This window comes from Acinetobacter sp. WC-141 (assembly GCF_000313935.1).
Classification (GTDB): Bacteria; Pseudomonadota; Gammaproteobacteria; order Pseudomonadales; family Moraxellaceae; genus Acinetobacter.
This window is the reverse complement of sequence record NZ_AMSS01000079.1, coordinates 25104-39611: the sequence shown is the minus strand read 5'-3', so window position 1 is coordinate 39611 and position 14508 is coordinate 25104. Positions and strand designations below refer to the sequence as shown.

The 14508-nt window shown below is 38.5% G+C and carries 14 protein-coding genes; 5 read left to right on the top strand and 9 right to left on the bottom strand.

Features of this window, described 5'->3' with window-relative positions:
- The first annotated feature begins 99 nt into the window (after positions 1–99).
- From ftsY to ACINWC141_RS15370, 3 genes are all read left to right on the top strand, one after another.
- A complete protein-coding gene (gene ftsY / locus ACINWC141_RS15380; protein WP_009392626.1) occupies positions 100–1212 on the top strand; it encodes a signal recognition particle-docking protein FtsY in 1113 nt (370 codons plus the stop codon).
- Between the two features lie 189 nt (positions 1213–1401).
- Positions 1402–1998, top strand: coding sequence for a nitroreductase family protein (locus tag ACINWC141_RS15375; protein WP_009392698.1), 597 nt, complete (start codon positions 1402–1404; stop codon positions 1996–1998).
- A 216-nt stretch (positions 1999–2214) separates the two neighbouring features.
- Complete coding sequence (locus tag ACINWC141_RS15370) at positions 2215–2886, top strand: YccT family protein (protein WP_009392690.1); 672 nt, start codon at positions 2215–2217, stop codon at positions 2884–2886.
- A 64-nt stretch (positions 2887–2950) separates the two neighbouring features.
- Here the strand turns inward: ACINWC141_RS15370 and ACINWC141_RS15365 are convergent, their stop codons facing one another.
- The 8 genes from ACINWC141_RS15365 to ACINWC141_RS15330 all read right to left on the bottom strand — a co-directional run bounded on the left by ACINWC141_RS15365 (position 2951) and on the right by ACINWC141_RS15330 (position 8628).
- Positions 2951–3250 carry a cyd operon YbgE family protein gene (locus ACINWC141_RS15365; RefSeq protein WP_004791954.1) on the bottom strand — a complete coding sequence of 100 codons (300 nt, stop codon included), beginning with the start codon at positions 3248–3250 and terminating at the stop codon, positions 2951–2953.
- Positions 3251–3352: a cytochrome bd-I oxidase subunit CydX gene (cydX, locus tag ACINWC141_RS19830; RefSeq protein WP_000270276.1), complete on the bottom strand. Its 102-nt coding sequence runs from the start codon at positions 3350–3352 to the stop codon at positions 3251–3253. It abuts the gene before it with no gap.
- Positions 3353–3362: 10 nt separating this feature from the next.
- The gene (gene cydB, locus ACINWC141_RS15355; RefSeq protein WP_009392671.1) at positions 3363–4508 is read right to left on the bottom strand and encodes a cytochrome d ubiquinol oxidase subunit II; all 1146 of its coding nucleotides are present in this window, start codon (positions 4506–4508) and stop codon (positions 3363–3365) included.
- Complete coding sequence (locus ACINWC141_RS15350; protein WP_009392701.1) at positions 4505–6091, bottom strand: cytochrome ubiquinol oxidase subunit I; 1587 nt, start codon at positions 6089–6091, stop codon at positions 4505–4507. The genes cydB and ACINWC141_RS15350 overlap by 4 nt, the downstream gene beginning before the upstream one ends.
- On the bottom strand, positions 6091–6285 hold the full coding sequence (gene cydP, locus ACINWC141_RS15345) for a cytochrome oxidase putative small subunit CydP (RefSeq protein WP_009392703.1): 195 nt from the start codon (positions 6283–6285) through the stop codon (positions 6091–6093). Before cydP ends, ACINWC141_RS15350 begins: the two co-directional genes overlap by 1 nt.
- A gap of 379 nt (positions 6286–6664) precedes the next feature.
- Positions 6665–7273 (bottom strand): OB-fold-containig protein, encoded by a 609-nt coding sequence (locus tag ACINWC141_RS15340; RefSeq protein ID WP_005040085.1) that lies wholly within the window; start codon positions 7271–7273, stop codon positions 6665–6667.
- A 25-nt stretch (positions 7274–7298) separates the two neighbouring features.
- On the bottom strand, positions 7299–7607 hold the full coding sequence (locus ACINWC141_RS15335; RefSeq protein ID WP_003652095.1) for a Rieske (2Fe-2S) protein: 309 nt from the start codon (positions 7605–7607) through the stop codon (positions 7299–7301).
- A 16-nt stretch (positions 7608–7623) separates the two neighbouring features.
- Entirely contained in the window at positions 7624–8628 is a 1005-nt protein-coding gene (locus ACINWC141_RS15330) for an adenosine kinase (protein ID WP_009392642.1), read from the bottom strand.
- A gap of 384 nt (positions 8629–9012) precedes the next feature.
- Between ACINWC141_RS15330 and ACINWC141_RS15325 the strand changes: the two genes are divergently transcribed.
- Positions 9013–11952 (top strand): insulinase family protein, encoded by a 2940-nt coding sequence (locus tag ACINWC141_RS15325; protein WP_009392667.1) that lies wholly within the window; start codon positions 9013–9015, stop codon positions 11950–11952.
- Between the two features lie 20 nt (positions 11953–11972).
- Positions 11973–13124: a phospholipase A gene (locus ACINWC141_RS15320; protein ID WP_009392600.1), complete on the top strand. Its 1152-nt coding sequence runs from the start codon at positions 11973–11975 to the stop codon at positions 13122–13124.
- A gap of 43 nt (positions 13125–13167) precedes the next feature.
- Here the strand turns inward: ACINWC141_RS15320 and ACINWC141_RS15315 are convergent, their stop codons facing one another.
- Positions 13168–14505: a TrkH family potassium uptake protein gene (locus ACINWC141_RS15315; RefSeq protein ID WP_009392644.1), complete on the bottom strand. Its 1338-nt coding sequence runs from the start codon at positions 14503–14505 to the stop codon at positions 13168–13170.
- Positions 14506–14508 lie beyond the last annotated feature (3 nt).

Genomic DNA, 14508 nt, shown 5'->3' with positions numbered 1-14508 from the left:
TTGGTTTCCAAAGCTTTTTGAGCACTATTGTGGCAGGCAAAATTTTGAATTTATGCTAAACTTTATCTTTTTAAACGCGCTGCTTTTCAAGGAATCCGCATGGAGCAACAATCGAATATGCAAAATAAATTCTTGATAGATGCTGAGATCGGTGATGACGATGTCACATTACCTAATTTACCTGCTATCGATGTTCCCATCGTTGAATCTCCTGTTAAATCGCAAGAAAATATTGAAGCAGCCAAAGTTGAATTAGCTTCTACAGATACTGCGGTTGAACAACCAAAAGCTGGTTTTTTTGGCCGGATGAAAGAAGGTTTAACCAAAACTCGTCGTAATTTTGCTGATGGTATGGTCAATATCTTGATCGGTGGCAAGGAAATTGACGATGAATTACTGGAAGAAGTCGAAGAACAATTATTGGTTGCAGATATTGGCGTTGAGGCCACTAAAACAATCATTACCAATTTGACAGAGCGTACTGCTCGTGGTGATTTGATCTATTCCCACTCTCTTTATAAAGCGTTACAAGAAGAGTTGGTAGCTTTATTGGCCCCACGTGTTAAGCCTTTACATATTGATCCTAACAAATCGCCTTATGTGATTTTAATGGTTGGGGTAAATGGTGTTGGTAAAACCACAACTATTGGTAAATTGGCGAAGCGTTTGCAAGGTGAAGGTAAAAAAGTGATGTTGGCTGCAGGGGATACATTCCGTGCCGCAGCGACAGAACAATTACAGATCTGGGGTGAACGTAATGATATCTCTGTGGTCGCACAAGGTCACGGTGCTGATAGTGCCTCTGTTATTTTTGATGCTTTTGAAAGTGCTCGCGCTAAAGGAATTGACGTATTAATTGCAGATACAGCAGGTCGTTTACATAATAAAAGCAACCTGATGGAAGAACTTAAAAAAGTTAAACGCGTGATGCAAAAAATTGATGCAACTGCACCTCACGAAATTATGTTGGTGGTAGATGCGGGCACTGGTCAAAACGCAATTAACCAAGTGCAAGAGTTTGACCAAGCTGTGGGCCTAACAGGTATTACAATTACCAAGTTAGATGGAACTGCGAAAGGTGGCGTGCTCTTTAATATTGCAAGTCGCACCCATGTGCCAATTCGTTTTATTGGCGTCGGTGAAAAAATTGATGATTTAAGACCATTCTCGGCTAAATCATTTGTTGCCGCACTGTTTGAAACAGATAAATAATTAGTTGTCAGCAATAAAAAAGCTTCACTAACATGGTGGAGCTTTTTTATATGTATATCTTTTTTTATTGTTGCGAAAATAAAACGAACTGTCATATTTTTAATGCTGATTATGAAAAATGACTTTAATACACTGTATTCATTCCCAAACAACGGCCCATGGTCAATCAAATAGGTAGGAAATAACAAAATGTCTACTTTCTTAGATAAAATTAAAAATCGTCGTACAATTTATGCAATCGGTAAAAATGTTGCATTAGATCGCACTAAAATTGAAGAAACTATCCGTGAAGCGGTTAAACATAGTCCTTCAGCTTTTAACTCACAATCTTCACGTGTGGTGACACTATACGGTGAATCACATGCTAAATTCTGGAATTTAGTTCGTGAAGCATTGCGTAAAATTGTTCCTGCAGAAGCTTTTGCTGGTACAAACACAAAAATTGATAGCTTTGTAGCTGGTGTTGGTACGGTTCTATTTTATGAAGACCAAGCTGTTGTTAAAAGCTTACAAGAGCAATTCGAATTATATGCAGATAACTTCCCAGTATGGTCTGAACATTCAAGCGCGATTGCTCAATTTGCAACTTGGACTGCGCTTTCAGAGCTTGGTTTAGGTGCATCTTTGCAGCATTATAACCCGATTGTTGATGCTGAAGCAGCTGAAGCATTTGATGTTCCAGCAACTTGGAAATTACGTGCTCAATTAGTATTTGGTTCAGTTGAAGCTCCAGCAGGCGAAAAAGCATTTATTAATGATGCTGATCGTTTCAAAACTTTCAATTAATGCAAATTCAAAAAAGAGTACCTAAATAGGTACTCTTTTTTCTTTTTTAATAATAGTGAAAAAACTAAATAAAATAGATAATGATTAAATTCAATTGAATATTTAAAAATAATAAATAGGAAAACTAGCCATTAATGACACTGTCATCAAATAGTCACAATCATATTGCATATTGCTCATGATTTAATAGCTTATCAAATATAGAGAAAGAGACAGATGACTTTAAGATTAGGTGTTGCTGCAATTGGTTTATTACTCAGCGGTTCAGTATTTTCAGCAGTTACAATTACAGCACCAGAGGAAATTGTAATCCTTGCTGTAAATGGTCAAGAAGTCAGTTCTGGGTTATTTCGTTCATCTAAAAATAATTATAAGGTCGATGCAGGTGAGACGAGCTTAAGCGTGCGCTACCAAGAATACTTTGAACATTTAAATGGTGAGCATGACATTGTTAAATCTGGTGTAGTCACAATCCAAACACCTAGATTACAAGATGGGCAAACTTATAAGCTTTCAATGGTAGATGTGCCTAAAGATTTTGAAAAAGCGAAAAAATATGCTGAACAACCAACAGTTGCTTTGTACAGTGCAAATAATGAATTAATTGTGAAACAAACGGGCGCAAACAATGAAGCAAAGCCATGGTTTGCAACTGGCTTGTTGGGTAAAGTAACTGACTTTACAACTAGATCATCTAAACCACAGCCTGAAGCAGTGTATGCATCGGCTAAACCTGCTTCTGCTCAAGTTGTTGTGCCAACTGCAACGTCTATGGCAGTAACAGGTGGAGCACAAACGAATGATCAACGTTTAGTTGAAACTTGGCAGAAAGCATCTAAAGCTGAGCGTCAAAAATTTATGGCATGGTTAGCTGAACAATCGAATTAATTTGTGATCAGCACCTATTAAATTGCTCGAAATGAAAAAAGACCTCAAATGAGGTCTTTTTGATTTAGGTTAGAAACCAGATGTAATAGCCTAAAAGCATGAGAGGCCAAGCCACCCATGGGCTAAATAGCCATTTCCATAGCCAGAAATTGGGTACGAAACCCACTCCATAAATAAAACCACCAGAAATACCAATCATCACCAGCATAAGCTGGCTATGATTGTAGTGTCCGTTAGCATCTAGCATGAGTGAAGGGTAAACCAACAAAATTGCAGCAAGAGGCAATGCCAACAGAAAAGAAAGGGCCATTGCAAATGCTTGAGCTTTTCGATGATTTGATGCTGTCATTGCTTTTGCCATCATTTATTCCTCATCTAAATTTTGATGATGTTCGATATAAAGTGCACTGAGTACACCCGCAAAACATGCCATCAAAATGCCAAGGATCCATGCGAAATACCACATTGTGTTCTCCTTAATACAAGCTATGCGAGTTTGATTCGATGTGTTTGTTGGTAATGACGCCCCACATTTTGTAATAAGACCAACTGGTATAGATCAAAATAAGAGGAACAAAAATACCAGCAGCTACAGTCATAACGCCTAAAGTTAGGTGGCTTGATACAGCATCCCACATCGTCAAACTAGAGTTAGGGTTGATACTAGATGGAAGTAGGAACGGAAATAGGGCAAAGCCAGCAGTTAAAATTGCTCCTACAATCATTAAACTTGTGCCAGTAAAACTTAAGCCCGCTTTTGCTTTTGAGGATGCAAAAATTGCAATGATTGCGCCTAATATTGCAAGAACTGGGGCAACTTTAGTAATTGGATAGGTACTGTAGTTGTTCATCCAACCCGGATTGCTATTAGTCACCACTTCTTTAGCTAAAGGGTTAAGTGCAGCATTTGGTTCAATGGCAACAGCATAGCTATAACCTGGAACTTGCCCGAAATAGAGCCATGCGCCAATAACAAGGAAACTGATTAAAAATATAGCGGCCATAATCTGCGTTGCTTTAGCAGAGCGCTGTTTTAAAGCTTTATCAGTACGCAGCATGAGCCATGCACCACCGTGCGCACAAAGCATTGATAGACTGACAATGCCGCAAACTAAGGCAAATGGGTTGAGAAGCGCAAAAAAACTGCCAGTATATTCAGAGCGTAATGTGCTATCTAAACTAAAAGGAATACCTAAGAATAAATTACCAAAGGCCACACCAAATACAAGCGCTGGTACAGCACCGCCAATACACAGGCCCCAATCCCAAGAATTACGCCATTTTGTGTTTTCAAGTTTTGAACGGTAATCGAAGCCAACTGGTCGCAAGAAAAGCGCAAATAGAACTAACAAGAGTGCCCAGTACATGCCAGAGAAGGCTACTGCATAGACCATCGGCCATGCGGCAAATAGTGCCCCCCCAGCTGTAATGAACCATACCTGATTACCATCCCAATGCGGTGCAATGGTATTGATGGCGGCACGGCGTTCACTATCAGTTTTTCCAACGAAAGGCATAAGCGCCATGGAGCCCATGTCGAAACCATCAGTGAGAGCAAAGCCGATCAGAAGTACACCAACCAACACCCACCAAATGATTTTTAATAGTTCATATTCAATCATGATAAGGCCTCCCCATTAACACTTGCTTTCGGTTCTTGCTTTTCAAAATGATATTTGCCAGTGTGCAAAGAGCTTGGTCCTAAGCGAGCAAACTTAATCATTAAATACATTTCAATAATCAAAAGGACGGTATAGAACGCTGCTAGCGCAAGAATCGAGCCCCATACATCACCCGTACTTAAGCTAGAAGTAGAGAGGTGGGTTGGTAAGATTTCACCAATAGACCATGGTTGACGGCCACCTTCAGCTACATACCAGCCAGTTTGTGCAGCAATCCAAGGAAGTGGCAAAGCAAATAACGCGTATTTAAGTAGCCAAGGTTTATTTTCAGCATTTCTTTTTGCTACAGACCAAGTCGCTAAAATGAAAAGTAGGAGCATTAAGAAGCCCGATGCAACCATAGCGCGGAAAGAGAAAAATAGTGCTGTAACATTTGGAACAGTGTCTTTTACAGCAGCTTTAATATGTTGCTCGTCTGCATCAACTACATTTGGTGCATATTTCTTAAGAAGTAGGCCATAACCCAGATCTTTTTGATTTTTTTCAAATGAAGCCAATAACTCTGGTGAGCGATCACCTGCACGTAATTTTTCAAGTTCAGCATAGGCAAGCATACCGTTACGAATACGAACTTCATGCTGTTGCATGAGGTCTTTAAGACCAGTAACTTCTTTGGTTGTTGAGCGAGTTGCAATTAAACCTAATGCATATGGAATTTTAACTGCATAATCTGTCCGCATTTCTTCATGATTCGGTACGCCAAACAAAGTAAACGGAGCAGGAGCAGGGTGAGTATCCCATTCAGCTTCTATCGCAGCGAGTTTAGTTTTTTGAACATCACCTAGCTCATAGCCAGACTCATCACCTAACAAAATCACTGAAAGTGTAGATGCAAGACCGAAAATTGCAGCAATTGCAAATGAACGACGTGCGAAAGGTAGATCACGTTTTTTAAGCAAGTAGTAGCTTGAGATAGCAAGTACAAAAATTGCACCAGTTACATAACCCGCAGATACAGTGTGGACGAATTTAACCTGAGCTACAGGGTTAAAGATAAGCGCACCGAAATCAACTAATTCCATACGCATTGTTTCAAAGTTGAATGCTGCACCTACTGGGTTTTGCATCCATCCATTCGCCACTAAAATCCAGAGCGCTGACATGTTGGAACCAAGCGCCACTAACCAAGTCACCCCTAGATGCTGAACCTTAGTTAAACGGTCCCATCCAAAGAAGAATAGACCAATAAATGTTGACTCAAGGAAGAATGCCATCAGGCCTTCGATTGCTAATGGTGCACCAAAAATATCACCGACATAATGTGAGTAATAAGCCCAGTTTGTTCCAAACTGAAACTCCATTGTTAAGCCAGTCGTTACCCCTAAAGCAAAGTTAATACCAAATAATTTTCCCCAAAATTTAGTCATATCTTTGTAAATTTCTTTACCAGAAATGACATAGGTGGTTTCCATAATGGCAAGAATGAATGCCAAACCTAAAGTTAAAGGGACGAAAAGAAAGTGATACATTGCGGTCATCGCAAATTGAAACCGCGAAAGATCAACCACGCTTTCAGAAATCATCAACGTGTCTCCTTAATGTGGGAAATGTTATCGCCAGCAATATGCTCGGCGACCTGATTGTCGAAATTTTTGGGGATGGTGGGAGCATCAAACCAAATATGTTTAATCGTTAAAAGAAGCACTATTTTTATTATTAGAATAATAGTGATTTCTTTAATTAAACGACGATTAAGATTTTGAAAATTAAGGCTCATAAACTAAACCTCATTTGATATTAATTTTATTATTAATCAAAATATAATAAAAATAAACATTAAATATATTTAAAATGAATATTTAAATAATTAGTTTATATAAAACAATAGTTTGTTATTTTAAAATAAATATCATACTAAAATAGTTTGAATTAATTGTTAATTCCTACTAAATTGCTTATAAATAAAATTATTAAGTTGATTAAAATAGTTTGTTTTAATTAAATACCGACTAAAATGGTTGTGTATAATATTTATAAATTTTATTTCTAACTAAATTGGTCGGAATAATAAATAATTAACTAAAAAGAAAATAATAAAATGCAGGCGTAATGAAGCCTGCAAAAAAAGGATAAGAAACTACAAGAGTAATTAAGAATTAATCGGGTGCGAAAAGGTCGTTTGATATAGAAATTTTCTTAGCTACATAATGGCTCTTATGCACTCTGACAAGAATGACTTGGGAATATAATTCGAGTTCACCATATTCTGGTTCTACTTGAACATAGTGAAGTTGACCAAATTCATCACGTACGCGTGCTTGAGCTGAAAAGCCTGGTCTGGCATTACCACTGGAAATAGTGGCTAAGCGCCCTAAAAGGTTATAGTTAGTATGTGTTAGCTTGGGCTTAATCACTTGATCAAGGCAGTGGATCATGAACACCGTAAAAAAGATTGCGATCACAAGTGCGGGCACAATCAAATAAAATGGTGAAATAAAGTAGTGTTGTATTGCGAAGAAAGAGAGTTGTAAAAAGTAACCTGCATAACTGAAATTGATCAGTAAAAAAACGAAAATTAGAGCTTTAGAAAATTTAACATTAAGTAGCGGTGAGTTAGAAAGCCAATCTGGAGCAATTTTTTTGAGTAACTGACTTGGACGGAGTCCAATATACATACCAATGGTTTCTACCACGCTGAGCAATATCAAAGCCACTACACTTAAATGAAATGGCATAAGATAATAATTGAAAAAGAAATCAGCCATGGCAGAAACTCTAATGTTAGTCGTCTCAGTCTACGATATAGATACCGCCATCTGAATGTACTTTAAGCTCAACTTTATTTAAAAAATCGCCTAAACATGGTCCAGAAATACATTCACCTGTTTCCACGGTAAATAAAGCACCATGAGTAGAACATTGGATGTATTCTTGATCTTGGTCAAGAAATTGATTTTCTAAATATTCAAGCTCAGTTTGCAAATGTGGGCATAAATTCTGATAAGCATAGAATGCGCCGTCACGTTGCGTAACGAAAATAGTCGTTCCTTGTAAAGTGTCAAAAGCTCTGGCTTCACGCTCAGGAACTTCTTCCGTCATACAGATCCTTTCCATTTCAAGCACATTCCTTCTGAAAATTTTCAAGAAGTTTAGCGTAATCATTAACAGCTAAACGTGGGCCAAATTGAGAGACTACTTCACTCGAAATTAAGATAGCTAACTGAGCCGCAGCATTCAAATCTTGATGGTAATTTAGGGCATAAAGGAATGCGCCTGCAAACGCATCGCCTGCACCATTTGTATCAACTGCTTCTACATGTCGTCCTGCAACATGGAAATGTTGAGATGGGTTAGAAACTAAAGCACCTTTAGCACTTTGAGTAATGACTACTGTATGATTTTTAAAACGTAATTGAGCAAGCGCATCTTCTACAGATGTTGTATTTGTATACATTAAGGCTTCTTGTTCATTACAAAATAGTAAGTCTACGCCATCGTCCATAAGCTCTTCCAAGCCTTCACGAGCGTATTGCACCATTGCAGGATCTGAAAGAGACAGGGCAACTTTAACACCACTTGCTTTTGCAATTTCTCTGGCTTGTTTTACAGCTTTACGAGCTGTTTCACTTGTAGAAAGGTAACCTTCAATATAAAGCCATTTTGCTGTTTTTAACGGTTCAAAGTCGATCTGCTCTTGAGACAATTCAGCCGTAATACCCAAATAAGTGTGCATAGTGCGTTCAGAGTCAGGGCTAATGAGTACCATACAAGTACCAGTTACACCTTCACTGATCGATTTTGGGGTAGTCTGGATGCCTGCTTCATTTAGACCTTGCAGGTAAATTGTTCCTAAATCATCATTGCCAACGCGGCAACCATAAAAAGCACTTCCGCCTAGCGCGCTGAAGGCCACAGTCGTATTTGCTGCTGAACCGCCACTTGCTTGACCCTTGTAGTCTTGATGCTGTTTTAACTCTGCATAAAGAGCAGATTGAGTGTCGCCATCGGACAACTGCATTGTGCCTTTTTGCAAGCCTTGTTGATTCAGAAAATCATCAGACACTTTAAATTCTTGGTCGATTAATGCATTACCAATTGCAAAAAGATCTACAGTTGCCATATGTGTTGTCACAAAATAAAAAAATCAGGTTGCTAAGTTTACACCATTGCTTGGATTTGCTGTAGTTTGTTGAATAAAATTCAGTTAATTCAAAAATTAGAGTGGAAAATATTGTTGTTCTAATATTATTAAGATCAGAGGATAGGTCAGTGAGATAAAAATTGATAAGCTTTTATATTCAATGTCTATCATATACATAGAATTAAAAGCTTATGTTCTGTTAGGATAAAACATTCATGGCTATGTACTTGATATCAAAGCCACGCCAATGAAAACTAAGACTCAACAAAAACATAGTATTTTACGTGGCTTTTGTTCGCCAATCTCAAGCTGACTCAGGCTATAATGAGACTTATTCACTTATCCGATATGTTAGGAGATCACATGACTGTAGATGTCACTGAAACCATTTCTCAAACTGTTCACCCTGCGTTTCAGTTGCTACGTCAGCACCATGTAGAAGCATTAGATATTTTAGTGTCTGAATATAAGCATAAAGTCACAGGTGCGGTGCATTATCACTTGGCAACTGATTATGATGAAAATGTATTCCTTGTTGCTTTTAGAACACAGCCTATGGACTCTAAAGGCACGGCACACATTTTAGAACATACGGCTTTGTGTGGATCTGAAAAGTTTCCGGTACGTGATCCGTTCTTTTTAATGATTCGTCGTTCTTTAAATACATTCATGAACGCATTTACAGCAGCAGATTGGACAGCATATCCATTTGCTACTCAAAATAAAAAAGACTTCCAAAACTTACTTTCTGTTTATCTTGATGCGGCGTTTGCTGCCAATTTGAACCCTCTTGATTTTGCTCAAGAAGGTATTCGTATTGAACTTGAAAATGGACAACCTGTTTATAAAGGTGTTGTTTTTAATGAAATGAAAGGTGCGATGAGTGCACCGTCTGATCAACTTTATCATCAGTTGGCTCATCATTTATTCCCTGAAACAACTTATCACTACAACTCAGGTGGCGACCCGAAAGATATTCCTGATTTAACGTATGAGCAGTTAGTCGATTTTTATAAGGTACATTACCACCCAAGTAATGCTGTATTCATGACCTTTGGTAATCAAACAGCTTATGAGTTGCAAGAGCAATTTGAAAAACTAGCTCTACATAAGTTTTCTGCTGGAACAACTTTATATTCTAAGCCTGAAAAACGTTTAGCAGCGCCAATTGAAGTAACAGAGAACTATGGTGTTGATAGCGATGATTTAAAAGATAAAACTTATCATGTTCTATCTTGGTTATTACCAGAAGCAAATGATGTGAAATTGCGTTTGGGAATGCGTTTGGTTGAAGGAATTTTGCTAGAAAACTCAGCTTCGCCATTACGTCATTACCTAGAAACTTGTGGTTATGCTCAATCGACTGGTCCATTAATGGGCGTAGACGATAGTAATTTTGAAATGACTTTCTACTGTGGTATTCAAGGTTCAAACCCAGAACATGCACAAAGCTTTAGAGAGGGTGTTTTAAATATTCTACGTGATGTGGCTGCAAAACCAATTGATAGTAATTTAGTTGATGCAATCTTGCATCAAATTGAGTTGCATCAGCGTGAAATTAATGGTGACGGTACACCATATGGCTTAAGTTTAATTTTAAATGGCTTAAGTGGTGCGATTCACCATAGTGATCCAATCCAAATTTGGGATGTTGACAGCGCAATTGCACAAGTTAAAGAAGAATTGAAAGACCCAATGTGGTTATCAAATCTGATTCAAACACATTTGCTCGATAACCCTCATCGTGTGCAAATGACTCTAATTCCAGACCCAACTAAATCTGTAAAAGAGCAAGAAGCAGAAAAAGCACGTTTAGCTGCTATTGGCGAAAAGCTAACAGATGCTGATAAGGCTGAAATTATCGCTAATACTAAGGCGTTAGAGGAACGTCAGGATACTCCAGACAACCTTGAACTATTACCAAAAGTAGGTTTGGAAGATGTACCTGCTGACTTGCATATTGTGCAGGGCGAATTGCGCGAAATTCTTTGTAATCGCATGGATACGCCATTGAATTTGTACCATGCGGGTACGAACGGTATTTACTATCAACAAGTACTTATTCAAATCCCTGATGATATTGTGAAGTCACCTTATTTCAATTTGCTTTCTATCTTGATGGGCGAAGTGGGTGCAGGTGAATATGATTATCTTGAACTACAAAACTTACAAACAGCTGTAAGTGGTGGTTTAGGAATGGGCGCTTCATTACGTAGTAAAGTTGATGACAAAGATAAAATTAGTGCTTGGTTAACATTAACGACTAAATCTTTGACTCAGAAGTTTGATGCAATTCATTTATTAAAATTAGCATTTGAACAACTTCGATTTGATGAAAAAGAGCGAATTATTGAGTTATTGCAACAACGTAAAACACGCTGGCAATCTCGCTTATCTGGAGCAGGTCATAGCTACGCAATGCAAATCGCATCACGTAATATGAGTGCATTGGCTCAACGTGACTATCAAAATACTGGTTTAGGTGCTTTGAACTGGTTGGGTGAGCTTGTTACTAAGATTACTCAAGATACTGCGGCATATGATGATCTGATTGCAGAATTAAAACGTATTCATCGTAAATTATTGCAAGCGCCTAAACAGTTCTTGCTCGTATGTGAAGAACATCAATCTGAACGTTTGGTTGAAGAAATCCAAAATGTTTGGGATAAACTAAATGTTGATGCAACCGCAACAGAATTAACTCACGTAGAACAAGCAAATGACAATAATCATGAAGCATGGTTAATTCAGGCAAATGTTCAGTTCTGTGCTTCAGCTTATCAGGCGGTGGACGTGTCGCATCCAGATGCAGCTCCTTTAATGGTCTTGGCAGCTTATTTACGTAATGGGTTCTTACACAGTGCCATTCGTGAGAAAGGCGGTGCGTACGGTGGTGGAGCAAGTTATGATGGGAATGCATGTTCATTCCGTTTCTATAGTTACCGTGACCCACGTTTAGCAGAAACTTTTAAAGACTTTGAAGCAAGTGTGCAATGGTTATTAAATACGGAACAACAGCCTCATCAGCTTGAAGAAGCGATTCTTGGGTTAGTTGCAAGTATGGATAAGCCAGGTTCACCAGCGGGTGAGGCGATTACTGCATGTTATGCATTGTTGCATGCAAGAACACCAGCTTTCCGCCGTCTCTTGCGTGAGAGATTGTTGCATGTAACATTAGATGATTTACAACGTGTTGCTCGTCAATATTTAGTTGAGCAAACTCCTGTAAAAGCAGTTGTTGCACCATTTGCGAAACGCGATGAATTGCAACAATTAGGCTTTACCATTCAACAAGTTAATTAAAATAAAAATTGGAGATGAACATGGCGTTCAGACAATTTGAACGCACATCTTTACAGCTAAGCATGGGAATCGTGCTTAGCTGTTTGTGTGCGTCTGTAACATATGCTGACACCTTGGCACCTGTAACCCCTGCGACTGTAGATGCATGTGTTGCTCTTGCTTCGAATGCCGATCGTCTGGCTTGTTATGACTCTGTATTTAAACCGTCAGCTTTACCCGTTATTCAAGCTGCGGCTGTACCAGAGCCTGTTAAAAAAATTGATGCGCCGGCTGTTCCACCTGAAACTTTTAAAGAGAAGGTGGTAGATACAGTGAGTAATATCAAAATAATTGGTAAAGCACCGAAAATTGAACCCACTACTTCTTTGCTAGATCAACGTTGGGAGTTGTCTGAAAAAAGTAAACTAGGGGTTTGGAATATTCGTGCTTATCAACCCGTCTATTTACTACCTGTATTCTGGACCAGTGATAAAAATGAGTTGCCACATAGTCCGAACCCAAATAATACAGTGACAGAAGATCAAAATCTGAAATCAACAGAAAGTAAATTTCAGATTTCTTTAAAAACTAAAGCTTGGGAAAATATTTTTGGAAATAATGGTGATTTGTGGGTAGGTTATACCCAATCTTCACGTTGGCAGACATTCAATGCTGAAGAATCTCGTCCTTTCCGTGAAACGAATTATGAGCCTGAAGCAAGTTTAATGTTTAGAACAAACTATGAATTGCTTGGTTTAGATGGGCGTCTGCTTGGGGTTACCTTAAACCATCAATCAAATGGTCGTTCAGATCCATTATCTCGTAGCTGGAACCGTGTGATTTTTAACGTTGGATTAGAGCGTGGTAACTTTGCTGTAATGCTTCGTCCATGGATTCGTCTTGAAGAAGACAGTAAAGATGATAATAACCCGGATATGGAAGATTACATTGGCCGTGGTGATTTAACAGCATTTTATAAATGGAAGCAGAATGATTTCTCTTTAATGCTGCGTCATTCATTGAAAGGCGGTGATGATTCCCATGGTGCTGTTCAATTTGATTGGGCTTTTCCAATCAGTGGCAAACTGCGTGGACACTTCCAGTTGTTTAATGGTTACGGTGAAAGCTTAATTGACTATAACCACCGAGCAACCTACGCGGGCTTGGGTGTTTCACTCATGAACTGGTACTAAGTTTTTACTTGTAAAAAAAGCCGCTTTAAAAGCGGCTTTTTTATTATCCAATTTGAATATTGGCTTGGGGATGTTTGAGCCGACTTTTTTTCGGAGTGGCAATTAAATAAGCCAGTGTTAAGGGACCGAGACGTCCAGCAAACATCAACAAACTTAAAATGAATAAACTACCATTATGCAGCTCTGGCGTGATGCCACGAGAAAGCCCCACAGTACAAGCTGCGGAAACAACTTCAAACAGCAAGTTCATAAAGTCTGCTTTAGGTTCTAAAAGCAAAATAATAAAGAACCCCATGAAAATGAGTATGCTCGTAATCGCTGTTACAGCTAAAGCTTTATACGTCGTTTCGTGTGCGACTGAATGATTAAATATGCGGATTTCATCTGTGCGCCGTAAAAATGAAATAACACTCAACACTAAAATGACAAAGGTTCCAACTTTGATTCCACCAGCTGTACTGAGTGAACCACCACCAATAAACATAAGCAACATCATGAGTAAGGAGCTGCTGTTGGTCATTGCGCCTGTATCAATAGTATTAAATCCTGATGAGCGTGGAACAGTGGCTTGAAACCAAGCATTTAATGCTTGGTCACTTACACTCAGCATTCCTAGCGTATGAGGATTTTGAGCTTCTAAAGCCCAAATTAAAATAAAGGCAATAAGGTTAATCACGGTAATAGTTGTAAGAATCAGCTTGCTATTCGGCGTGAGTTTTTTCCACTTTTTATTTTGCTTAATGTCCATGAGAACCAAAAAGCCAAGTCCGCCCAAGGTATAGAGTATGCTAACAGTTATACAAATCATATAATTGCTTTGAAAACTGATTAAACTATTAGAAAATAATGAAAAACCAGCATTGTTAAATGAGGAAATACTGTAAAAAATCGCATAATACAATCCACGTGCAAAACCGTATATTGGTGTAAAAGCAGTCGTGAGAATAATTATGCCAATAAGCTCAAAAATAAGGGTGTAAGTGACAACGCCCTTAGCAACAAAAGTAACCTTTGATAGGCTGGTTTGACCGAGACTATCTTGTGCCATCATTTGCTGTTTAAGACCAACTTTGGGTGACAAACTTAAGGCAGCCAATATGGCAAAAGTCATAAAACCCAAGCCACCCGATTGAATCAATAACAAAATAATAGTTTGCCCAAACAGCGTAAAAGACTCATGAATATTTAAAACAGATAAACCGGTAATTGTAACTGCTGAGGTGGCTGTAAAGAGCGCATCCATCCAGCTCACATGACCTGTATTGGCAAATGGCAGTTTTAGTAATAAAGTACCAAAAATAATAAAGCCCAGAAACCCCAATGCCAAGAGTGAAGGAGGGCTTAAATTTAAAGTTTTATGGGGCTTGGGATATATAGACATATT